Genomic DNA, 23385 nt, shown 5'->3' on the forward strand with positions numbered 1-23385 from the left:
CCAAAGGACCGGCGTGCTTATAACGCCCCTTCCAGGAATCCTTGCAGGGCAGCGGGGCGCACAGGGAAGCGGGGACGGGGGACGCCAAACTTTTTTATCTGCACCCACGTACAGATGAGAAATATTTTTAAGAAAAACTTAACAATAATCCTTTCGCAAATTAATTCTTTTATGGTTTAATAAAATCGTAGTTACCGTAGCTGAATATGTGGTATACTGATGAAAAAAGGCAGGGCATGGCGGCGCGGAGGACAGATATACCGCGGGATGCTTTGCAGAAGGAGTGACAGAAGATGACGAATATTCTGGTATGCGATGATGACAGAGAGATAGTGGAAGCCATTGAGATATATCTGGCGCAGGAGGGATACCATGTCATTAAAGCCTATGACGGCGAGCAGGCGATCCGGGCGCTCAAGGCCAATGAGGTCCATCTGCTTATTATTGACGTGATGATGCCGAGACTGGATGGGATCCATGCCACATTGAAAATAAGGGAATACAGCAGTATTCCCATTATCATACTTTCCGCCAAATCGGAGGATGCGGATAAAATACTGGGACTGAATATCGGGGCGGACGATTATGTGACCAAGCCCTTTAATCCCCTGGAGCTGGTGGCGCGGGTTAAATCCCATCTGCGCAGATATACGCAATTGGGGAACCTGAATTCGGAAAATAATGCGATTTTCCGAGCAGGAGGCCTGGTAATCAATGATGAAACAAAGGAAGTGACCGTGGATGATGAACCGGTTAAGCTCACACCCATCGAATATAATATCCTGCTGCTTCTGGTAAAGAACCAGGGAAGGGTTTTTTCCATTGATCAGATTTACGAAAGTATATGGGAGGAGGAAGCTATCGGAGCGGATAACACGGTGGCGGTTCATATCCGCCATATCAGGGAAAAAATTGAAATCAACCCCAAGGAACCCCGGTACCTGAAAGTGGTATGGGGGGTAGGGTATAAGATTGAAAAGCAGTAAGGACAGGAATAACGGCAGTACCGGGAGGACAGTTATGAAGAAGTCAAATGTTTGCGGGAGAGGAAAGCGGGTATTTCTTCTGTTTACAAAAAGAATATTATCAGCGGCGGCGGTGGGCTGTGTAATCGCTATTATATCCAATTCTTTCATAACCGTGGAAGGAACCAACGGAAAGAGCCGTTACTTCATATCCCCTTTTTCCCAAAAGGAGTTATTTGAGGATTCCGAGGTCTTTGATGATATTCTACGGAAGGACGTACAGGATATTACCAGAATGTCCGTTATCAAAAGCCAGCTGGAAACCAACGGGGAATATGAAGGAAAAAAGGAGATTGATATCACCGCCTATGTAAACAGGACCAGCATGCTTTCCGAATCGGATGTTACGGCGGTGTACTATCTGGATGACCTGATAAAGTGGGGGAATTACGGATTCAATTACGAAACGGTTTACGGGACGGAAAACGATTTTGCCATATATTTCGGCTTGGGGAGAAGCGATACGGAAATGGAGATCCCTTCCGATTTGAATGTCGGGGATTTCAGCCTTCAGTCAGATCTCACCAAGCAGGCCATTAAATATTCCAACCAGGCGGCAGAGTCGGATTCCTTAAGCCTGCGGATGATCGCCGAACTGCCCGACAGCCTGGAGGGGTATATGGAAAGGGCATCTGAAAAAGGGGAGATGACCGTGGATACAGAGGATGTGATCGCTCTGGACATTCTGGTGCCGCGTTATTACTCCGCAGATGGGCTGGATCTGGCGGACTATGCTTCCGATATTGACGAATATCTGGTGCTGCGCGCGAATCTGGTGGAGGCCTGTAACCAGCTGTATCATAATTTCACAGAATACAGCAGCTTTAAGAAGTTCTACGGAGAAGACAAGACGAATATCCGGTACTGCTATCAGATGACGGTGGACGGAGAAGCCCGTTACTTCACCAATGTTTCCCAGAATTTTGCGGGTAAGAGCGAGAAGGAAATTACGGAGGAATTCGGCGGATACGGCAGATATTTGTATTATAACCCGGATCGGGTGGAAATCAAGACGAATACCCAGATGACGACGGAGGATATGCGCGGGATCCTCAGCACCTATGAATATGTGTTTGCGGAAAATTCGAGGGTCTGGATCGGTGTGGATACTTCTTATGGGGTAAATGACAGCATGGCGCAGGCCAGGAATGCGTTTGTCAGTTTTATGCCCTATTACTGGCAGACTGCCGTGGTGGGGATACTGGCGCTGGTTATGTCCCTGTGGCTTCTTGGCGTCCTTACCGTCTATGAAGGCCGGAAGGAGGCGGAGAACGAGGACGGTTATGTGGTGGAACTCAAAAAAGGCGATCGTTTCCCTACGGAAATTTTCTTGGTTCTGGGGATTTCCGTTACTGCCGGATATTGTGTGCTGTGTGCCACTGCCTATGAAATTGCCTTCGGCTATACGCTGGAAGGAGGCGTAAGCCCGTTTATGATGACTGCTGGAGGGGTTCTGGCGGCATTCCTGTTGGACTGGGTGGCCACTTCCTTTTATCTGGGGCTGGTACGCCGCCTGAAGGTACACCGGTTCTGGAGGGACTCCCTTCTGTGGCAGCTGGGGCGCATTATCAGAAGGCTGTTTTTCCGCCTCTATGATAACAGCCATATTGTGAGCCGGATATTGATACCGTTTCTGCTCATAGCTGCGATGAACCTTCTTTTCGGCATGCTTGGCGTGCTGGGGATCCTGGCTGCGGGGGTTATCGATGTATGCGTGGCCGTGCTTCTGTATCAGGAACGCAAGGATCTGCAGAGAATTGTGGAAGGGACGCTGACAATCGGAGAAGGGGATTTCGGTTTCAAGATAGATGACAGCAGGATGCATGGGGAAAATAAGGTTCTGGCCGAGGCGGTAAACAGTATCGGCGACGGCATCCAGGAAGCGGTTGCCACCAGTATGAAGGATGAAAGGCTGAAGGCCGATCTGATTACCAATGTTTCCCATGATATCAAGACCCCTCTGACCTCTATCATTAATTTTGTCAATCTGCTGAAACGGGAGGATATCCGGGATGAGAAAATCAAGGGATATATCCAGGTGCTGGACAGTAAATCACAGAGGCTGAAGCAGCTGACCGATGATTTGGTGGAGGCCTCCAAAATATCCTCCGGGAACATATCCCTGCAGATGGAAAAGATTAATTTTGTGGAACTGATCAACCAGACCATAGGAGAGTTCTCTGAAAAAATGAACGAGAAATGCCTGACTATGGTGGCCGCCATGCCGGAAAAACCGGTTTATATTGAAGCGGACAGCAGGAGAATCTGGCGTGTGGCGGAGAATCTGTTCGGTAATGTGTGCAAATATGCCCTGGAGGGTACCCGCGTTTATCTGGATTTGACAGTGAAGGAAAAGGAAGGGAAAAAGACCGCTTATTTTTCTATGAAAAATATTTCGGCACAGTCCCTGAATATCAGCGCCGACGAGCTGACAGAACGCTTTATAAGGGGCGATGTGTCCAGAAGTACGGAAGGCAGCGGCCTGGGCTTATCCATAGCAAGGAATCTGACGGAGCTGCAGAACGGTAAATTTGATATTTATCTGGATGGTGATTTATTTAAGGTGATTCTGGCTTTTCCCTGCATGGAAGAGAAGGCAGTCCCGGAGCAGGGACCTGCTTCAGAAACAGAAAAAATGACAAAGCAAAATACCCCGCGGGAATAAGTGAAGGCAGAGCAGAATGCTGCAGACAAAATCCGGCATGAGAGAGTAAAAAAACGGGCACAGGATATGGCGATACCTATCCTGTGCCCGTTCGCGATCATTCAAACAATTAATTAAATATGATATTCTTCCCGGTTGTTGTATCTTGCCAGGATTTCATTAATTTTTTCCGTCGGAGTCATGACATGTGACATGGAAATATCATGGTTCATAAAATCGATGATAGAAGCCAGGAATTTGCTCATATCCGCTTCCGTATAGTAAGGCCTGGTATAGATTTCAGGCGGCTGGTAGGTGAGATTGGTAGTAATTACCCGGTCGAACCAGCAGTTTTCATAAGCTTTGTCAAAGGATTCCAGGCCGTTTGTAAACAGACCGAAGGTACAGCAGATAAATACACGTTTGGCATTCATTTCCTTCAGCTGCCGGGCCGTATCCAGTATGCTTTCTCCGGTGGATATCATATCGTCGATGATGATAACGTCCTTGCCGTCAACATTGTCGCCAAGAAATTCATGGGCGACAATCGGGTTCTTCCCGTTTACGATAGTGGAGTAATCCCGGCGCTTGTAAAACATGCCGGTATTAACGCCGAGTACGTTGCCGAAATATACAGCCCGATCCAGTGCCCCTTCATCCGGGCTGATGACGATGGTATGCTCCTGATCGATGATAAGGTCATCCTCTGTGTCAAGCAGGGCACGCATAAACTGATAGGGCGGTGTAAAATTGTCAAAGCCGTTCAAAGGCGTGGCGTTCTGCACTCTGGGATCGTGAGCGTCGAAGGTTATGAAATTATTGACGCCCATATCGGCCAGCTCTGTGAGCATATAAGCACAGTCCAGGGATTCCCGGCTGGTCCTTTTATGCTGCCGGCCTTCATAAAGGTAAGGCATTACCACATTGATACGGTGGGCCTTCCCGGCAGCGGAAGCGATCATTCTCTTCAGATCCTGGTAATTATCATCCGGAGAACGGTGATTCGTATATCCGTTGATGGAATAGGTCAGACTATGGTTACATACATCTACTATAATGAAAAGATCCTTGCCCCGGACGGATTCCCTTACAATTCCTTTTCCTTCACCGCTTCCGAAACGGAGATTGGAGGCATCCACAAGGTAGCTGTCCTCGATATATCCCCGGAAAGCGGGATCGTCATGTTTTGTATTTTTCATATTTTTCCGGAATTCAACAAGATAATTGTTGACACGTTTCCCTATGGCGGAGGCGGATTCCATGGCCAGGACCTTTAGCGGGGCTACGGGAAGCGCATTTTCCAGTTCGCGTACGTTTGGCATTTTTTTCTCCTGTCTGTCTGCCGGCAGCAGACCTTTTTTCTTGAACAACGGAGGACTCACAGAACAGGTCATCTGTTGTTTTTACCGCGAATCAGTTACTTTGGCAACGACTGCGTTTGTATGGCTTTAAAATAACATAGCTAACTTATTTTATAACATTATGCTAGTGACACGTCAAGAAAATTCTAGTAGAATAAAAGATGGATGGTTACAGTTCCCGGCCCCTTGTACCGCTGCCCTGTGGTTTTACCTGTCCGCTTTCCCCTCCCGGTTTTCCCCGGGAACGGCGGTGCTGCAAGGTTCCTTCCGGGGTCCGTTTTCGCTCGGCTAAAAACGCAGCAGTACAAGGGGCCGGAAACTGTAACATAATTGAAAGTAACCGTATCGCGGGCAGGCCTGGGATATGCAGGAGGGATAAACATGAAAAGAAAAGGCCATTTGATTCAGGCGGTTCAGAAAGACGGCATTGCCTGTGAAATGGGGATAGAACCGGGAGACAGGCTTCTGGAAATCAACGGGGAAGCAGTTGAGGATGTTTTTGACTATCAATATATGATCGAAGAGGAATATGTTGAGGTGCTGGTGGAGAAGCCTTCCGGAGAGGAATGGCTTTTGGAAATAGATAAGGATTATGAGGAGGATTTGGGCGTTACGTTTGAGAACGGACTGATGGACGAATACCGCTCCTGCAGCAATAAATGTATTTTCTGCTTTATTGACCAGATGCCGGAGGGAATGCGGGAAACTTTGTATTTTAAGGATGATGATTCCCGGCTTTCCTTTCTTCAGGGAAATTATGTGACGCTTACCAATATGTCTGAGAGGGATGTGGAACGGATTATAAAATATCATCTTTCGCCTATTAATATATCCTTCCAGACGACTAATCCCGAACTGCGGTGCCGGATGCTTCATAACCGGTTTGCGGGGGAGGCGCTGAAAAAGGTGGATCGTTTTTATGAAGCCGGCATCCGGATGAACGGGCAGATTGTCCTTTGCAGAGGAATTAATGACGGGGAAGAATTGGAACGTTCCATCCGTGATCTGACAAAATATCTCCCCCATCTGCAGAGCGTCTCCGTTGTTCCTGTGGGGCTGTCCAGATTCAGGGAAGGACTGGAGCCTCTGGAACCGTTTACCCCGGAGGATGCGAGGCATGTCCTGGAGCAGATCCGCCGATGGCAGAATACACTGTTTCCGGAATATGGCCTTCATTTTGTACATGCCAGCGACGAATGGTATATCCTGGCCGGGGAAGAGATGCCGCCGGAGGAAAGCTATGACGGCTATCTTCAGCTGGAAAACGGCGTAGGTATGATACGATTGATGCTGGAGGAGTTTGAGGATGCCCTGCGCAGGCTGGAAGAACCGGGAGCGCTGGACGACAGGATTCTGGAAGGGGAATATTCCTCGGTGACAGGAAAGATTGCCTATCCTTATATACGCAAAATGGCGGATCGCCTTATGGAACGGTTCCCGGGAATATCGATCCGGGTATATCCTGTGAGAAATGATTTTTTCGGGGAGCGGATTACGGTGACAGGACTGCTCACAGGACAGGATATTATCGCGCAGTTAAAGGAGAAGGAATTAGGGGAAATCCTGTATCTGCCGGAGAATATATTAAGGAGCGGGGAGCAGGTTCTGCTGGATGATATTACGGTTCAGGAGTTGTCGGGGGCTTTACAAGTGAAGACAGATATTGTAAAATCAAGCGGATATGATTTTGTTAACGCATTTATAAGAAGAAAGGGTAACAGCCCAGACTAACGGTTCCGGCTTGTCTGAACTGTTACAAGAAAGTAAAAGCGCCGTACTGCGGCGCCGGAACCGTATACAGATACGGTATCCGCCGCCGTTTGGCGGCAGAATGGATGGAAAAATATATGAGTGATTCAATAAGGAAACCAATCGTAGCGGTGGTGGGAAGGCCTAATGTGGGAAAATCCACCCTTTTTAACGCTTTGGCGGGAGAAATGATTTCAATTGTTAAGGATTCGCCGGGTATCACCAGGGATCGTATTTATGCGGATGTCACATGGCTGGACCGTACCTTTACCATGATAGATACCGGAGGTATTGAGCCTGACAGCAGCGATGTTATCCTGTCCCAGATGAGGGAGCAGGCCCAGATTGCCATAGATACCGCAGACGTAATCCTTTTTATGGTGGATGTAAGGCAGGGACTGGTGGATGCGGATTCCAAAGTAGCGGATATGCTGCGGCGTTCCCATAAACCGGTGGTACTGGTGGTAAATAAGGTGGACAGCTTTGATAAATTCATGGCGGATGTCTATGAATTCTATAATCTGGGGATCGGGGATCCCCATCCCATTTCCGCTGCAAACCGGATGGGGCTGGGCGACATGCTGGATGAGGTTATCCGACATTTTCCTGACAGGTCTGAAGCGGAGGATGAGGACGACAGGCCCAGGATCGCTATTGTTGGAAAACCCAATGTTGGAAAATCCTCCATTATTAACCGGCTAATCGGAGAAAACCGGGTGATCGTATCCGATATCGCGGGAACGACCAGAGACGCCATCGATACGGAAGTGGTTCATAACGGCAGGGAATACATCTTCATTGATACGGCGGGACTTCGCAGGAAAAATAAAATCAAAGAAGAATTGGAGCGTTATATGATCGTCCGTACCGTGGGGGCGGTGGAACGTGCCGACGTGGTGGTCCTCGTCATCGATGCCCAGGAAGGCGTTACCGAGCAGGATGCCAAGATTGCAGGAATTGCCCATGAACGGGGCAAAGGTATGATTATCGCGGTAAATAAATGGGACGCCATTGAAAAGGATGATAAAACGATCTACCGTTTCCAGGAAAAGGTGAGGAACACACTTTCCTTCATGCCTTATGCGGAGATTCTTTTCATATCGGCAATGACCGGACAGCGCCTTCCCAAGCTGTTTGAAACCATTGATGCGGTAATCGAAAACCATGCGCTGCGTGTTGCCACCGGCGTGCTCAATGAAATAATGGCCGAGGCTGTAGCGATGCAGCAGCCGCCGTCCGATAAGGGAAAGCGTCTTCGCCTCTATTATATCACCCAGGCAGCGGTGAAACCGCCTACCTTTGTCATTTTCGTTAACGATAAGGAACTGATGCATTTTTCCTATACACGATATATTGAAAATAAAATAAGGGAAGCCTTTGGATTCAGAGGAACCCCCCTGAAATTCATCATCAGGGAAAGGAAGGAGAATAAATAACATGATTCGAGTAGTTTGCCTTTTGATTGGCTATGCATTTGGCCTGTTTCAGACATCATTTATCTACGGGAAAATGCATGGTATCGATATCCGTAATTACGGGAGCGGGAATGCCGGTACGACCAATGCGCTTCGTGTGCTGGGGACGAAGGCCGGGCTGATAGTATTTGCCGGCGACGTTATTAAGTGTATTCTGGCGGTGCTGCTTGCAAGGCTTCTGTTTGGAGGCAGCCATCCGGATATGAAATATCTGTATATGCTCTATGCGGGGGCGGGAGCGATTCTGGGACATAATTTTCCTTTTTATCTTCATTTCAGAGGCGGAAAAGGAATAGCGGCTACTGCCGGGCTGATCCTTTCCTTCCATCCTTATTTCATTCCGGTGGGAGTGATCCTGTTTTTCGGTGCCTTCCTTACCACTCATTTTGTTTCACTTGGCTCTCTCCTTGTTTATGCGGGATTTATGATTGAGCTGGTGGTGTTAGGCCAGCTGGGTGTTTTCGGAATGAGCCAGGCAGCCCTTATTGAACTCTACATAATCGGCGCCTGCCTCACGATGATGGCATATTGGAAGCACCGTGAAAATATCAAACGTCTGCTTCACGGGAATGAGAGGAAAACCTATTTATTTAAGAAAAAATAGAGAGCAAGCAAAGTCTGGCGAACAGACGGAAGGGAACAAGAATGGCAGAAATAGGAATGATAGGGGCAGGCAGCTGGGGAACAGCCCTCACCTGGCTTCTTACAAATAACGGGCATCATGTGACGGTATGGTCGGCGCTTGGCGCGGAAATTGAAATGCTGCAGGAAAAACGGGAACAGAAGGATAAGCTTCCCGGCGTAATACTTTCGGAAGATACAATTTTTACCACGGATTTAAAGGAAGCGGCGGTTGGAAAGGATCTTCTGGTACTTGCAGTTCCTTCTCCCTTTACCAGAAGCACGGCGGCACAGCTTAAGGATGTGGCGGCAGAGGGACAGATTATCGTCAATGTGGCAAAAGGTATCGAAGAAAATACCCTGATGACGCTTTCCCAGATCATTGAAGAGGAAGTGCCCCAGGCTGAGGTTGCCGTACTTTCCGGTCCCTCTCATGCGGAGGAAGTGGGAAAGGGGCTGCCGACGGTTATAGTGGCGGGTGCCAGGAATAAGAAAACGGCGGAATATATCCAGAATGTATTCATGAATGAAGTGTTCCGTGTGTATGCAAGCCCCGACGTGCTGGGGATCGAAATCGGTGCGGCGCTGAAGAATGTGGTGGCGCTTGCCGCCGGCATCGCCGATGGGCTTGGCTACGGGGATAATACAAAAGCGGCGCTGATTACCAGAGGTATTACGGAAATTGCCAGGCTGGGGATCCAGATGGGAGGGCATTTTGAAACCTTCTGCGGCTTATCCGGTATCGGCGATTTGATAGTAACCTGTGCAAGTATGCATTCCAGAAACCGTAGGGCCGGAATCCTCATCGGACAGGGGCTGTCGATGGAAGAAGCCATGAAAGAAGTGAAGATGGTGGTGGAAGGGGTTTATTCCGCAAAAGCTGCAATGGCTCTTGCCGGGAAATACCAGGTACAGCTGCCTATAATCGAGCAGGTGAATGAAGTGCTGTTCCAGGGAAAATCCGCGGCTCAGGCAGTGAACGACCTGATGCTCCGGGATAAAAAGATTGAGATTTCGGATGATACGATGTGGAATATGACATCTGCTGATTAACGGGGGAATGATAAAAATGCAGGATAGCAAACTTCAGGAGTTATTGGACTCTTTATCTGTGACGGAAAAAATCGGACAGCTGGTGCAGGTGCCGGGAGAGGTACTGAATACACAGGGACAGGAGCTGGGAGTCAGAGAGGATTTGGGACTCAGTGAGGAAATTGTCCGCAATGTGGGTTCCACCCTGAATGTGGTGGGGGCGGAACGGATGAAAGCGGTACAGAAGGCTTATCTGGAACGCAGCCGCCATAAAATCCCGCTGCTTTTCATGGCGGATATTATTTATGGTTTCCGTACCGTGTTTCCTGTTCCGCTGGCGCTGGGCTGCTCTTTTGATCCCGGACTTCTGGAAAAGCTGTGTGAAGTGACCTCGGAAGAAAGTGTGGCGGCTGGAGCCCATGTGACCTTTTCTCCCATGGTGGATCTGGTTCGTGACGCGAGATGGGGGCGTTGCCTGGAATCCACAGGTGAGGATCCTTATATGAACAGCCTCTATGCAGCGGCTATGGTGAAGGGCTTCCAGAAAGGGCTGGGCTCGGATAAGCCGGCCGGTATGGCCTCCTGCGTGAAGCATTTTGCTGCCTACGGCGCACCGGAGGGCGGCAGGGATTACAATACGGTGGATATGTCCCAGCGCAGGCTCCGCCAGGAATATCTCCCCTCTTATAAGGCTGGCGTGGATGCGGGCTGTGAGATGGTTATGACCTCCTTTAACACGGTTGACGGCATTCCCTCCACCGGAAATAAGTGGCTGATGAATGACGTGCTCCGGGAAGAGTGGGGGTTTGAGGGGGTAGTCATCACCGATTATGCGGCCATAGCGGAGCTTGTGCTTCACGGGGCTGCAGAGGATCAGAAGGATGCCGCCCGCCTGGCTATGGAAGCCGGCGTGGACATTGATATGTGCACCGGCTGCTATGCCAACTATCTGGAAGAACTGATACAGGAAGGCAAAATAAATGAAAAACAGCTGGATAAAGCAGTGATGCGTATCCTGAAGCTGAAAAATAAACTGGGTTTATTTGAAGATCCTTATCGCGGTGCGGACGAAGCCGAGGAAGCGCGGCTTTTCCTCTCGGAAGGAAACCGCAGACTTGCCAGGGAAGCGGCAGTGAGAACCATGGTGCTGCTGGAAAACAAAGAGAATACCCTCCCTTTGGATGCAGGCGGGAAAATTGCCCTGATCGGCCCTTATGCCGATAATCAGGATGCCTTGGGGATGTGGGCCATCCATGGTAAGAAAGAGGCTGTGATTACGTTGAAGACCGCTTTGGAAGAAGCTGCAGGGAAAGAAAATGTGGTGAGTGCTCCCGGCTGTGAGACGCTTCTGGAAAAGGATTACCATGATCTTCCTGCATTGAGGATGCAAATGGGCATGGAAGGCTGGAGCCGGGAAAAAAGACAGCTGGAGCTGGAGAAGGCTGCAGAACTGGCGGAAAAGGCCGATGTGGCGGTTCTTGCATTGGGAGAAGCAGTTATACAGGGCGGTGAAGGCGGAAGCCGCACCAGTTTGGAGATACCTGGCGACCAGCTGGAGCTGCTTCGCAGAGTGCGGGAAAAAGCGTCAAAGGTTATCGTGGTTCTGTTCGGCGGACGGCCCCTTGTCCTGGATGAGGTGAGCCGCTTATCCGACGCCCTCCTGGAAGTGTGGTTCCCCGGTACCGAAGGCGGCCACGGAATTGCCGATGTACTGTTCGGAAAAGCCAATCCTTCCGGCAGATTGTCCATGAGCATGCCCCGCAGTGTCGGGCAGATGCCCCTGTATTATAACCATTTTAATACCGGAAGGCCCTACGACGGCGTGACCCCCAACCGTTTCTTCTCACGTTATACAGACTGCAGCAATACGCCTCTGTACCCTTTTGGCTATGGACTTTCCTACCACAAGGCGGAGTATGGCCCGCTCACCCTCAGCAGCCATATCCTGCGCAGGGAGAGCTCTCTGACTGTAAAAGCGGATATTACCAATACCGGCGATGTGCCCGGCACGGAAGCGGTGCAGCTGTATATCCGGGATGTGGCGGGCAGCGTGGTTCGGCCGGTAAAAGAGCTGAAGGGTGTGCAGCTTGTTCCCCTGAAGGCAGGGGAAACAAAGACCGTGCAATTTACCGTCACAGAGGAAATGCTGCGTTTTTATGGTAAGGATATGGAATGCCGCGCAGAGGCAGGCCGGTTCCAGGTGATGGTAGCACCTCACAGCGGCTGTGAAATGCAGGCGGAATTTGTTCTGGAATAAAATTTGTGAAAAACTCCAAAAGCACTTTTCGCTTACCCGTAAAGAAGCCGAGGAAAAACTTCGGGAATATAAAACTCAGCCATAAAAAGTGATTGCAGTGAGTGTCAAATATCCCTCGCTTAAAGTATATTTTTTTGCTGGTTGAGAAATGCAAAATGTGAATAGCAGAAAGCGGAGAAGACGACCCGGGGAGGGAGTGTCTCTTCCGCTTTTTATCATCGAAAATGCTATCTGTTTATATAAAAAAAGATTCTCTTAACCGTTCAGACATGCCGGAACGGTTACCGGATGGCGGCTGCAATTTCCTGTGCTACTTTGGGTTTGTTCATCGTGTAGATATGGATACCGTCCGCATGATGGGCTTTCAGATCCAGAATCTGTTTTATGGCATAATCAATGCCGGCTTTTCTCATATCTGCCGGATCATCCCCATAGGTGGCTATGATATCGGCCAGCTGTTTGGGAACGGCGGAACCGGACAGGGAAACGGTGGTTCCCAGCTGTTTCGCTGAGGTGATTGGCATGATACCCGCACATACAGGGATTTGGATTCCGGATTTTCCTGCTTTCTCCAGAAAACGATAGAAAGCATCGTTATCAAAAAACAGCTGGGTAATCAGAAATTCTGCGCCGGCCTCACATTTTTCCTTTAAATGTATAAGATCACTTTCCGTATCCCCGGCCTCGTAATGCTTCTCCGGGTAGCAGGCCCCTGCGATATGCAGCTCCGTATTGGTTCCCAGATAGTGAATCAGATCGGAGGCATGGGAAAAATGTCTGCCCTCAAACTGCTCATCACTCATATAGGAAGGCCTGTCTCCGCGAAGTGCCAGCACATGGTTTACATGAGCCTCCCTGAGCTGGGCGGTTACCGCGTCGATATCCTCTTTTCTGGAGCCGACGCAGGTCATATGGGCCAGTGCCCGGATATGAAGCTGATTCTGGATATAGGAAGCAATCTCTACGGTTTTTTTTGATTTGCTGCCGCCTGCCCCATAGGTCACACTGATAAAGTCAGGCTGAAGCCCTGCGAGGGAATCCAGTACGGAGATGGCATTTGCGAATTCATCTTCCTTTTTCGGCGGAAAAACCTCGAAGGAAAGAAGCTGTTTTTTTTCTGAAAAAAGGTCTTTTATCATTTGTTTTTCCTCATTCATTAGAATTTAACGCAGATTAGGTTTGACTCGTAACAGATAGTATCGTAACATGTTATTGAATGAAATTCAAGGTAACAGTTCAGGAAATGGTTGTATGGGATTGGACACAGGGAGGACGGCTTAAATGGAAAGCAGCAGCTATCATGTACCATGTATTTACGGAAAAACAAGGGAGAACGGGGAAGCTGTGGTACGGGTTCCCGGCTCAAAAAGCATTACAAACAGAGCGCTCCTTCTGGCGATGCTGGCAGATGGGACGAGCATACTGACCGGGGCCTTGTTCAGCGATGATTCCCGGTATCTGAAGCAATGTATCGCCGATTTGGGATTTTCGGTACAGGCGGAGGAAGAAAAGGCGCTTATCCGGGTGGAGGGGTTGGGAGGATCTCTGCCTGTGAAGGAGGCTTCCGTCTATGTGGGAAGCGCCGGAACGGCCGCCCGTTTTTTAACCGCCCTGCTGGGGCTGAAAAAAGGGGTATGGCATCTGGATTCCTCCGAGCAGATGAAGCGCCGTCCCATGCTGCCTTTGCTGCAGTCACTTCAGGAGCTGGGAACACAGGTGGAGTATGGCGGCAGGGAAGGCTGCTTCCCGTTTACCCTTTATCCGGGAGAAGGAGGAAAGCAGGAAATATCCGTGGATATCGCACACAGCAGCCAGTTTCTGAGCGCACTGCTGATCGCTGCCTGCTGCGGGGAAAAAAGCCTGGATATTCGTGTGAAGGGAACCCATGGCATGGCTTATATCGATATGACCCTTCGCATGATGGAACAGTTTGGAGTTTCTGTGCAGAGGAAGGAAGCGGATTGCTTCCATATCAAGGCCGGGCAGTCTTACCGCCATCAGGACTATGCCATTGAACCGGATGTTTCTGCCGCCTGCTATTTTTATGCAATGGCCGCCCTTCTTGGAACTAAGGTGCTGGTGCCCGGCGTACATTTTACGTCTTTGCAGGGAGATATACAATTCCTTCGGATCCTGGAAAAAATGGGCTGTACACTTGGGGAAGGAGAAGAGGGAGTCTGGCTGAAGGGACCGGAAAAGGGCTGTTTACACGGAGTGGAGGCGGATATGCATGCCTGCTCGGATCAGGCGATCACGCTTGCCGCCATAGCTCCTTTTGCAGATTCTCCCGTGAAAATCAGCGGGATTGCCCATATCCGTTACCAGGAGAGCAACCGGATGGGGGCTATTGCTGCAGAATTAAGACGGCTTGGGATCCGTTGTGAAGAAGAGGAGGACAGTCTTCTTATCATGCCCGGGAAACCGCTGCCGGGTGTGGTTGATACCTATGAAGATCACCGGATGGCAATGGGCTTTTCCCTCACAGGGCTGCGGGCTGAAGGTATCGTGATACGGGATCCGGGCTGCTGCCGGAAGACGTTTGAGAATTATTTTCAGGTTTTGGACAGGGTTACGGAAGAACTGGAAAAACCACTTGCGTGGTAATTTATATATATTTGTAAAAAAATAGCCCGGTCACGATGTGACGAAAGGCTATTTTTTGTTCCAATCTTTCATTCCTGCGTCCGCGGCATTTCAAGTTTGCTTCCTCTTGCCTGGGGCGGGATATTTGACTTATTCTTTTCCGTCCCAGCAATAGGTACAGAGCTTACACCGGTCAATACCTACGGAATCAATCATATCATCCAGTCGGTTATAACGCAGGGTGGTGAAATTAAGCTGTTCGCCAATTCTGGATACCATTGCCTGGAACTCCGGTGTTTCCGGGTCGGAATAAGCTTCCAGATTAATATATTTGCTGTTACCCTCCATCTCCTTAATCACCCGGCGGGTGATCAGATCCATCTCTGAGGTGGAACGGGAGAAGTTCAGATACTTACAGCCGTAAAGCAGCGGCGGGCATGCAGGACGGATATGGACCTCCCTGGCACCGCTTTGATATAAGAATTCCGTGGTTTCACGCAGCTGTGTGCCGCGTACAATCGAATCGTCGATCAGAAGCATGCTGCGGCCCTGAATCAGATCCCGGACGGGAATCAGCTTCATTTTAGCGATCAGGTTTCTCTGGCTCTGGATAGTAGGCATGAAGGAACGCGGCCAGGTAGGGGTGTATTTAATAAAAGGGCGGGAAAACGGGATACCGGAGGTATTGGAATAGCCGATGGCATGGGCTGTTCCGGAATCCGGGACACCAGCCACGATATCCGGGGAAGCATCATCCCGTCTGGCCATGGAAGCGCCGCAGTTGTAACGCATTTTTTCCACACTGATTCCTTCATAGGAGGAAGAGGGGTAGCCATAATAAACCCAAAGGAAGGTACATATTTTCATTTCCTTCCCGGGTGCCGCCAGAGTCTGTACCCCTTCAGGAGTCACCACCACAATTTCACCGGGACCTAATTCCCTTTCGTTAACATAACCCAGATTGAGGTAGGCAAAGCTTTCGAAGGATATACAGTAAGCATCCTCCTTTTTCCCTATAGCAACCGGCGTGCGGCCCATTCTGTCCCGCGCCGCATAGATACCACCGGAGGTCATGAGCAGAATAGTCATGGAACCTTCAATCAGTTCCTGGGCGTATTGGATCCCCTCTATAATGTTTTCTTTTTGGTTGATAATAGTGGCAACGAGTTCCGTGGCGTTGATAGTGCCGCCGCTCATTTCCAGAAAATGAATGTGGGAAGAAAAAAGAATCTTGGACAGGATCTCCTCTGTATTGTTGATTTTACCCACTGTGGCAATGGAATACGTGCCATGGTGAGAACGTACGATCAGCGGCTGGGGTTCATAGTCAGAAATGCTGCCGATCCCCAAATTTCCTTTCATTTCCGTAACTTCTTTATCGAATTTGGTACGGAATGGTGCATTTTCAATATTGTGGATGGAACGGTCAAAACCGCGTTCCCGATCGTATACGGCCAAACCGGCCCGTCTTGTTCCCAAATGAGAATGGTAATCCGTCCCGAAAAATAGGTCGAAGACACAATCCTCTTTTGATGCTACTCCAAAAAATCCACCCATGTTTTTCTCCTCTTGTGTGTTGTAGTTCGCAAATATAATAAATCATATCACGCTGGAAAATAAAAGTACATATGGAAACTACATAAAAAAATATTGACTTTTCCCAATACAGGCAATAGAATAGGTAACAGATATCTTTTTACAAAACAAAGGCAATGATGGCGCATAAAGAGATGTATTTTCCAACAGAGAGAGGAAGCCGCCGGCTGGAAGCTTCCCCAGGTTCAGATACAGCTTGATTTTCACGCCGGAGCTGTCCTTCTGAAGGTTTTGCATTCCATTAGGAAGGAACGTATGGCACGTTACGCCAAAAGAGAGCCTGTGGCGGCGATGCGGTTCAGACTGGAGCGCTGAGACAGGAATGTGGGTGGTACCGCGGAAATGGAAGGCAAGCTTCCAAGGAAGGTAAACTTCCTGTGTAATTTCGTCCCTAGTATTTATGCTGGGGATTTTTTTGTGCCTGTAAATCTGCATAAGAGTAAATCCCCAAGTTTTTTCAGCCGCAGTGCGGTTCAGAACAGGAAGGAGTTTGTTATGAAGGACAGATTGGAACAAATCAAGGAAGAAGTCAGGAAGCAGGTGGAAGCTGCAGGAACCCTTGATAAGCTTAACGAAGTCAGGGTAAATGCCCTTGGAAAGAAAGGCGCCCTCACAGAGGTGCTTAAGGGAATGAAAAATGTGGCTGCACAGGAGCGCCCGAAAATCGGCCAGATGGTGAATGATACGAGAGCGGAGATTGAAGCCATGCTGGAAGATACCAAAAAGAAGATGGAAGGTGCCATCAGAGAGGCCAAAATGAAGGAAGAGGTAATTGATGTTACCCTTCCGGCCAGGAAAAACCAGGTGGGGCACCGCCACCCCAACACTATTGCCCTGGAAGAGGTGGAACGTATTTTCATAGGTATGGGTTATGAAGTGGTGGAAGGCCCGGAAGTGGAAAATGATTATTATAACTTCGAAGCCTTAAATATTCCGAAAAACCATCCGACAAGGGATGAACAGGATACCTTCTATATATCGGAGGATATCGTGCTGCGTACCCAGACCTCACCGGTGCAGGTGCGGGAAATGGAAAAAGGGAATCTGCCAATCCGTATGCTGGCACCGGGACGCGTATTCCGTTCTGATGAAGTGGATGCCACCCATTCTCCTTCCTTCCATCAGATAGAAGGCCTTGTTATTGATAAAAATATTACGTTTGCCGATCTGAAGGGAACGCTGGCCGAATTCGCTAAAGAGCTTTTCGGGGAAGATACCAGGGTGAAATTCCGTCCCCATCACTTCCCGTTCACAGAGCCCAGCGCAGAGGTGGATGTAAGCTGCTTCAAATGCGGTGGAAAGGGCTGCCGTTTCTGTAAGGGTTCCGGCTGGATTGAAATCCTTGGCTGCGGTATGGTACACCCCCGGGTGCTTCAGATGAGCGGTATTGACCCTAAAGAATATTCCGGCTTTGCATTCGGTGTCGGCCTGGAGCGAATCGCTCTTTTGAAATATGAAATTGACGATATGCGTCTGCTGTATGAAAACGATATTCGTTTCCTGAAGCAGTTCTGATAATAAAGGAAACGTATGTAACAGTTCAAACAGGTCAAAACTGTTTCAAATGTACTACAAATAAGAAAGGCTGGTTTGGGATAATGAATACAACAATATCATGGATAAAAGCATATGTACCGGAGCTTTCCTGCACCGATCAGGAATACTGTGACGCGATGACAATGAGCGGAACGAAGGTGGAGAGCTATGAGGCCCTGGATAAAAATCTGGAAAAGATCGTTGTGGGCCAGATAGAAAAAATTGAAAAACATCCGGATGCGGATAAACTGATTGTCTGCCAGGTGAACGTTGGCACGGCAGCAGAAAATTCCGACGGGATCATTCAGATCGTTACCGGTGCCCCTAATGTAAAAGAAGGGGACAAGGTGCCGGTCGTGCTCGACGGGGGAAAGGTTGCCGGCGGGCATGACGGAGGCCCGCTTCCCGAAGAGGGAATCCCCATCAAGGCCGGTAAGCTGAGAGGCGTACCTTCATATGGAATGATGTGTTCCATTGAAGAACTGGGATCCAGCAGGGAAATGTACCCGGAAGCACCGGAAAACGGCATTTATATTTTTGATGCGGATGCGGTGGTAGGAACAGATGCTGTAGAAGCGCTTGGCCTGCGTGATACCGTTTTTGAATATGAAATAACGAATAACCGTATTGACTGCTTCAGCATACTGGGTATTGCAAGGGAAGCGGCCGTTACCTTCCGTAAGCCTTTTGTTCCTCCGGTAGTGGAGGTACATGAAAAGGAAGAAAATGTTAAGGACTATATCGCTGTGGAGGTGAAGGATCCGGATTTGTGCCCCCGTTACTGCGCCAGGGTCTGCACCAATATCAAAATTGCCCCTTCTCCCAAATGGATGCAGAGAAGGCTGGCTGCAAGCGGTATCCGCCCTATCAATAATCTGGTTGACATCACCAACTATGTTATGGAAGAATACGGACAGCCCATGCATGCTTATGATCTGGATACGATTGCCGGCAGACAGATTATTGTGCGCCGTGCAAAGGATGGCGATGAATTCCAGACCCTGGACGGACAGATAAGAAAGCTGGACAGCGAGGTTCTTATGATCTGCGATGCCGAAAAGGAAGTTGGTATTGCGGGAATCATGGGCGGTGAAAACTCAAAAATCACGGATGATGTGAAAACCGTTTTATTCGAGGCAGCCTGCTTTAACGGAACCAACATCCGTAAATCCGCAAAGAGAATCGGACTGCGTACCGATGCCTCCGGTAAATTTGAAAAAGGCCTGGATCCCAGGAATGCAGTGGACGCGGTTAACAGAGCCTGCCAGCTGATTCAGGAGCTTGGCTGCGGCGAAGTGGCAGGAGGAATCGTGGATGTATGCGCACCGCTGAAGGAAAACGTACGCGTGCCTTTTGAACCGGAACGCATCAACGCACTACTGGGAACGGAAATCCCTGAAACCGAAATGCTGGATTATTTCAGACGTTTGGAATTCCAATATCAGGAAGAGAAAAAAGAACTGATTATCCCATCGTTCCGTCAGGATATTGAAGGCTTTGCCGATGTGGCGGAGGAAGTGGCAAGATTCTTCGGATATGATAAAATCCCCACAACACTTCCTAATGGGGAAGCGACAACCGGAAAACTTTCCTTCAAGCTGCGTATCGAAGAAAAAGCCAGGGATATTGCCGAATACTGCGGCTTCTCCCAGGGAATGTGTTATTCCTTCGAAAGTCCCAAGGTATTTGACAAGCTGCTGCTGGATAAAGAGGATAAACTGCGGGAAGCGGTTACAATAGCCAATCCCTTGGGAGAGGATTTCTCCATAATGAGGACGATTTCCCTGAATGGCATCCTTACCTCCCTGGGAACCAATTATAATAGAAGAAACAAAGCTGTTAAGCTATATGAACTGGGTAATATCTATCTGCCTAAAAGCGTTCCGGTAACGGAACTTCCCGAGGAAAGGATGCAGTTCACCCTGGGCTTCTACGGCGACGGTGACTTCTATACCATGAAGGGTGTGATTGAAGAATTTCTGGAAAGCATCGGTATGGATGAAAAGAAGGAATACGATCCGAAAGCCGGAAAGAAAAGTTTCCTTCATCCCGGCAGACAGGCAAATATCCTTTACCGCGGGAAAGTGATAGGTTTCCTGGGAGAGGTTCATCCGGAAGTGCTGGATAACTATGATATCGGCACCAAAGCATATGTGGCGGTATTGGATATGCCGGAAATTATTCCCTTCGCAACCTTCGACAGGAAATATGAAGGAATTGCCAAATATCCTGCTGTTACGAGAGATATCAGTATGGTGGTTCCCAAAGAGATTCTTGTGGGACAGATAGAGGCAGTTATCGCCCAGCGGGGAGGAAAGATACTGGAAAGCTATTCCCTGTTTGATATTTATGAAGGAAGCCAGATCCAGGAGGGCTATAAATCAGTGGCCTATACACTCAGCTTCCGCGCGAAGGACAGAACCCTGGAAGAAGCGGACGTAAGCGCGGCAATGAAAAAAATCCTCAATGGACTTCAGGGACTTGGCATAGAGCTGAGACAGTAGTACAATAGATATATAAGCACCATTTAGATGGGGAGAGGCTGCGGCAGATTGGCAGCCTCCCTGATTGAACAGAAGGATGGCCCGCAGGGCGTGGTTTCCCTTGTTTGTATGCTGCGCAGATAGGAGCTAAGATGGATATCGGATCAGTGAATCACGAAGTGGATTTTTGTAAGGTATATGATATGGAAACAAAAGAAAAGGTGGAAAGAATCCTTTTGAAAAACGGGATTTCTTTTTTTGCGGAATGGGAAGAAAAAGGGCTGGGCAGCCTGTTCTTTTTCCGTAAACCCAAAGAAAAAGCCGCCTGTATCATCCGCATCCACAGCGATGAAGTACCCAAAGCCAAAGAACTTCTCAAATCAGTGCTTGGAGCTAAAACATAAGGACGCCAGGCATGGCGGTTTATCCTTATGTTCAATAAAACAAACCGGAGGTAATGACTGATGGAAAAGAAAAATGTATGGAACAGCTATTCAGAGGAACAGCTGAAGGAAGTGGAGGCCTTTGCCAGAGAATACATGGATTTTCTGGATGCGGGAAAGACGGAAAGGGAATGTGTGGACACCCTGGTCAATCTGATTGAAAAAGAAGGCTATACGGAGCTGAATGCTTTGCTGGGAAGCGGCAGGGAAATCAAGCCCGGTGACAAGATTTATGCTGTTAATATGAATAAGTGCCTGGTTATGTATCAGATCGGAAAACAGCCGCTGAAGGAAGGCATGAATATTCTGGGAGCACACATTGATTCCCCCAGACTGGATGTTAAGCAGAACCCTCTTTATGAGGACAGCAGCATTGCATATCTGGATACCCATTATTACGGCGGGGTAAAGAAATACCAGTGGGTGGCGATTCCCCTTTCCCTGCATGGCGTGGTGGTAAAGAAGGATGGCACAACAGTAGAGATTAACGTGGGGGACAATGAAGATGATCCCGTGTTCTTTATTTCCGACCTCCTGATCCATCTTGCCGGCGAACAGCTGGAGAAGAAAGCGTCTAAGGTGATTGAGGGGGAGGCTCTGGATTTAGTCATCGGGAATATTCCGGTTAAGGACAAGGATAAGGATGCGGTAACCGCGGGGATCCTGAAGATCCTTAAGGAAACCTATGATATAGAGGAACAGGATTTCCTGTCCGCGGAACTGGAAATCGTTCCCGCGGGCAAGGCGAGGGAAGCAGGCTTTGACAGAAGCATGATCCTTGCCTATGGACAGGATGACAGGGTATGTGCATATACCTCTGCCAGAGCGGTCCTGGAGGTGGCAGGTGAAGTGACGGATCGCACGGCATGCTGCATCCTTGTTGACAAGGAAGAAATCGGAAGTGTGGGAGCTACCGGAATGCAGTCCCGTTTCTTTGAGAATATGACTGCGGAACTGATGGAGCTTACGGGTGAATACAGTGAGCTGAACCTGAGAAGATGCCTGTCCAATTCCACCATGCTTTCCTCTGATGTAAGCGCAGGCTATGATCCTTCCTACGCGTCTTATTTTGAAAAGAAAAACGCCGCTTTCCTGGGAGAAGGTATGGTGTTCAACAAATTTACCGGCGCAAGAGGAAAATCAGGTTCCAATGATGCCAATGCCGAATATATGGCACATATCAGAGATATTATGGACAGCTCGGATGTGGTGTTCCAAACCGCAGAACTGGGTAAGGTCGATGTGGGCGGAGGCGGAACCATCGCTTATATTATGGCTCTGTACGGCATGAATGTCATTGACTGCGGCGTTGCCGTACTGAATATGCATGCCCCCTGGGAAGCCACAAGTAAAGCCGATGTCTATGAAACGAAAAGAGGTTATGTTGCTTTCCTGAAAAAGGCTGACTTATAAGCCGTATTTCGGAAAAGAAGAAGAGATATGGAAGAATTAAGAACATCCGATTTTTATTATGAATTACCCCCTGAGCTGATAGCCCAGGATCCCCTGGAGGATCGTTCGTCCTCCAGGCTGATGGTTCTGGATAAAGGAACCGGGCAGGTTTCCCACCATGTATTCCGGGAAATCGGTGATTATCTGGAACCAGGGGATTGCCTGGTGCTGAATAACACCAAGGTAATACCTGCCAGACTGATGGGGATTCGGGAAGAAACCGGCGGTACTGTGGAAGTGCTGCTATTAAAGCGCAGGGACAATGATATCTGGGAAACCCTGGTTAAACCGGGTAAGAAAGCAAGACCGGGCACAAAGCTGGTATTTGGTGAAGGTCTGCTTCATGCGGAGGTTCTGGATGTGGTGGAGGAAGGAAACCGCCTGATCCGCTTTCAGTACCAGGGAATTTGGGAAGAAGTGCTGGATCAGCTGGGGGAAATGCCCCTTCCTCCCTATATTACTCATAAGCTTCAGGATAAAAACCGTTACCAGACGGTATATGCCAAATATGAAGGATCCGCCGCTGCCCCAACGGCAGGACTCCATTTTACCCGGGATCTCCTGAAGGAGCTGGAGGGAAAAGGCGTAGATACCGCCTATGTAACCCTTCATGTGGGGCTGGGAACCTTCCGCCCTGTAAAGGTGGAAAACCTGAAGGAACATCACATGCACTCGGAATATTACCAGGTGACCCGGGAGGCTGCGGATAAGATAAACAAAGCCAAAGAGAACGGACACCGTGTTATATGCGTGGGGACTACCAGCTGCAGGACAGTGGAAAGTGCCTGTGACGAGAACGGACACATGGAAGAATGCTGCGATAATACGGAGATTTTTATTTATCCCGGCTATCACTTTAAAGTGCTTGACGCCCTGATAACTAATTTCCATCTTCCGGAATCCACCCTGGTAATGCTTGTATCTGCCCTGGCGGGAAGAGAACAGGTGCTGGCAGCTTATGAAGAGGCGGTGAAGGAGAGGTACCGGTTTTTTTCCTTTGGGGATGCGATGCTGATCCAATAGAACTTTATATGAGCAGCAGGAAACACAGTTTTCATTAATGGAGACTGTGTTTTTTTGTGTGCGCCTGGCGGCGCACGTCGCTAATGGATGAAAGTTCCTAATCCG

16 protein-coding genes are annotated in these 23385 nt (G+C 49.0%); 13 read left to right on the top strand and 3 right to left on the bottom strand.

Annotated elements, in window-relative coordinates:
* Positions 1–293: 293 nt before the first annotated feature.
* Both DXA36_RS31155 and DXA36_RS31160 read left to right on the top strand, forming a co-directional pair.
* Positions 294–986, top strand: coding sequence for a response regulator transcription factor (locus tag DXA36_RS31155; protein WP_118683275.1), 693 nt, complete (start codon positions 294–296; stop codon positions 984–986).
* Between the two features lie 34 nt (positions 987–1020).
* On the top strand, positions 1021–3690 hold the full coding sequence (locus DXA36_RS31160; protein WP_118683277.1) for a sensor histidine kinase: 2670 nt from the start codon (positions 1021–1023) through the stop codon (positions 3688–3690).
* 113 nt (positions 3691–3803) lie between these two features.
* On the opposite strand, the gene DXA36_RS31165 is transcribed toward DXA36_RS31160, so the two are convergent.
* Positions 3804–4991 carry a ribose-phosphate pyrophosphokinase gene (locus tag DXA36_RS31165; RefSeq protein WP_118683300.1) on the bottom strand — a complete coding sequence of 396 codons (1188 nt, stop codon included), beginning with the start codon at positions 4989–4991 and terminating at the stop codon, positions 3804–3806.
* A gap of 396 nt (positions 4992–5387) precedes the next feature.
* On the opposite strand from DXA36_RS31165, the gene DXA36_RS31170 reads away from it, so the two are divergent.
* The 5 genes from DXA36_RS31170 to bglX all read left to right on the top strand — a co-directional run bounded on the left by DXA36_RS31170 (position 5388) and on the right by bglX (position 12164).
* On the top strand, positions 5388–6761 hold the full coding sequence (locus DXA36_RS31170; protein WP_279221576.1) for a DUF512 domain-containing protein: 1374 nt from the start codon (positions 5388–5390) through the stop codon (positions 6759–6761).
* Positions 6762–6889: 128 nt separating this feature from the next.
* Positions 6890–8215, top strand: coding sequence for a ribosome biogenesis GTPase Der (gene der / locus DXA36_RS31175; RefSeq protein ID WP_118683302.1), 1326 nt, complete (start codon positions 6890–6892; stop codon positions 8213–8215).
* Between the two features lies 1 nt (position 8216).
* Positions 8217–8858 carry a glycerol-3-phosphate 1-O-acyltransferase PlsY gene (gene plsY, locus DXA36_RS31180; RefSeq protein ID WP_118683281.1) on the top strand — a complete coding sequence of 214 codons (642 nt, stop codon included), beginning with the start codon at positions 8217–8219 and terminating at the stop codon, positions 8856–8858.
* Positions 8859–8899: 41 nt separating this feature from the next.
* Positions 8900–9928, top strand: coding sequence for an NAD(P)H-dependent glycerol-3-phosphate dehydrogenase (locus DXA36_RS31185; RefSeq protein WP_118683284.1), 1029 nt, complete (start codon positions 8900–8902; stop codon positions 9926–9928).
* A 16-nt stretch (positions 9929–9944) separates the two neighbouring features.
* Positions 9945–12164 (top strand): beta-glucosidase BglX, encoded by a 2220-nt coding sequence (gene bglX, locus DXA36_RS31190; RefSeq protein ID WP_118683304.1) that lies wholly within the window; start codon positions 9945–9947, stop codon positions 12162–12164.
* 281 nt (positions 12165–12445) lie between these two features.
* On the opposite strand, the gene metF is transcribed toward bglX, so the two are convergent.
* Positions 12446–13303 (bottom strand): methylenetetrahydrofolate reductase [NAD(P)H], encoded by an 858-nt coding sequence (metF, locus tag DXA36_RS31195; RefSeq protein WP_118683286.1) that lies wholly within the window; start codon positions 13301–13303, stop codon positions 12446–12448.
* 142 nt (positions 13304–13445) lie between these two features.
* Between metF and aroA the strand changes: the two genes are divergently transcribed.
* Positions 13446–14768 carry a 3-phosphoshikimate 1-carboxyvinyltransferase gene (aroA, locus tag DXA36_RS31200; RefSeq protein ID WP_118683288.1) on the top strand — a complete coding sequence of 441 codons (1323 nt, stop codon included), beginning with the start codon at positions 13446–13448 and terminating at the stop codon, positions 14766–14768.
* Positions 14769–14897: 129 nt separating this feature from the next.
* Here aroA and DXA36_RS31205 read toward each other — a convergent pair whose 3' ends face one another.
* Complete coding sequence (locus DXA36_RS31205) at positions 14898–16304, bottom strand: amidophosphoribosyltransferase (RefSeq protein WP_118683290.1); 1407 nt, start codon at positions 16302–16304, stop codon at positions 14898–14900.
* Between the two features lie 534 nt (positions 16305–16838).
* Here DXA36_RS31205 and pheS point away from each other — a divergent pair.
* The 5 genes from pheS (at position 16839) to queA (ending at position 23280) form a co-directional block, all read left to right on the top strand.
* Positions 16839–17858 (top strand): phenylalanine--tRNA ligase subunit alpha, encoded by a 1020-nt coding sequence (gene pheS / locus DXA36_RS31210; protein WP_118683306.1) that lies wholly within the window; start codon positions 16839–16841, stop codon positions 17856–17858.
* 83 nt (positions 17859–17941) lie between these two features.
* Entirely contained in the window at positions 17942–20383 is a 2442-nt protein-coding gene (gene pheT, locus DXA36_RS31215; RefSeq protein ID WP_118683292.1) for a phenylalanine--tRNA ligase subunit beta, read from the top strand.
* A gap of 131 nt (positions 20384–20514) precedes the next feature.
* Positions 20515–20766, top strand: a complete 252-nt coding sequence (locus DXA36_RS31220) for a hypothetical protein (protein WP_147366667.1) — start codon at positions 20515–20517, stop codon at positions 20764–20766.
* Between the two features lie 60 nt (positions 20767–20826).
* The gene (locus tag DXA36_RS31225; protein ID WP_118683296.1) at positions 20827–22218 is read left to right on the top strand and encodes an aminopeptidase; all 1392 of its coding nucleotides are present in this window, start codon (positions 20827–20829) and stop codon (positions 22216–22218) included.
* A 27-nt stretch (positions 22219–22245) separates the two neighbouring features.
* A complete protein-coding gene (gene queA / locus DXA36_RS31230; RefSeq protein ID WP_118683298.1) occupies positions 22246–23280 on the top strand; it encodes a tRNA preQ1(34) S-adenosylmethionine ribosyltransferase-isomerase QueA in 1035 nt (344 codons plus the stop codon).
* The last annotated feature ends 105 nt before the right edge of the window (positions 23281–23385 follow it).

The organism is Eisenbergiella sp. OF01-20, assembly GCF_003478085.1.
Taxonomy (GTDB): domain Bacteria; phylum Bacillota; class Clostridia; order Lachnospirales; family Lachnospiraceae; genus Eisenbergiella.

Bases quoted from the DNA above. Each gene is read 5' to 3' on its own strand.
- DXA36_RS31155 (WP_118683275.1), top strand. From the start codon at position 294: ATGACGAATATTCTGGTATGCGATGATGACAGAGAGATAGTGGAAGCC.
- DXA36_RS31160 (WP_118683277.1), top strand. From the start codon at position 1,021: ATGAAGAAGTCAAATGTTTGCGGGAGAGGAAAGCGGGTATTTCTTCTG.
- DXA36_RS31165 (WP_118683300.1), bottom strand. From the start codon at position 4,991: ATGCCAAACGTACGCGAACTGGAAAATGCGCTTCCCGTAGCCCCGCTA.
- plsY (WP_118683281.1), top strand. From the start codon at position 8,217: ATGATTCGAGTAGTTTGCCTTTTGATTGGCTATGCATTTGGCCTGTTT.
- DXA36_RS31185 (WP_118683284.1), top strand. From the start codon at position 8,900: ATGGCAGAAATAGGAATGATAGGGGCAGGCAGCTGGGGAACAGCCCTC.
- bglX (WP_118683304.1), top strand. From the start codon at position 9,945: ATGCAGGATAGCAAACTTCAGGAGTTATTGGACTCTTTATCTGTGACG.
- metF (WP_118683286.1), bottom strand. From the start codon at position 13,303: ATGATAAAAGACCTTTTTTCAGAAAAAAAACAGCTTCTTTCCTTCGAG.
- aroA (WP_118683288.1), top strand. From the start codon at position 13,446: ATGGAAAGCAGCAGCTATCATGTACCATGTATTTACGGAAAAACAAGG.
- DXA36_RS31205 (WP_118683290.1), bottom strand. From the start codon at position 16,304: ATGGGTGGATTTTTTGGAGTAGCATCAAAAGAGGATTGTGTCTTCGAC.
- pheS (WP_118683306.1), top strand. From the start codon at position 16,839: ATGAAGGACAGATTGGAACAAATCAAGGAAGAAGTCAGGAAGCAGGTG.
- pheT (WP_118683292.1), top strand. From the start codon at position 17,942: ATGAATACAACAATATCATGGATAAAAGCATATGTACCGGAGCTTTCC.
- DXA36_RS31220 (WP_147366667.1), top strand. From the start codon at position 20,515: ATGGATATCGGATCAGTGAATCACGAAGTGGATTTTTGTAAGGTATAT.
- DXA36_RS31225 (WP_118683296.1), top strand. From the start codon at position 20,827: ATGGAAAAGAAAAATGTATGGAACAGCTATTCAGAGGAACAGCTGAAG.
- queA (WP_118683298.1), top strand. From the start codon at position 22,246: ATGGAAGAATTAAGAACATCCGATTTTTATTATGAATTACCCCCTGAG.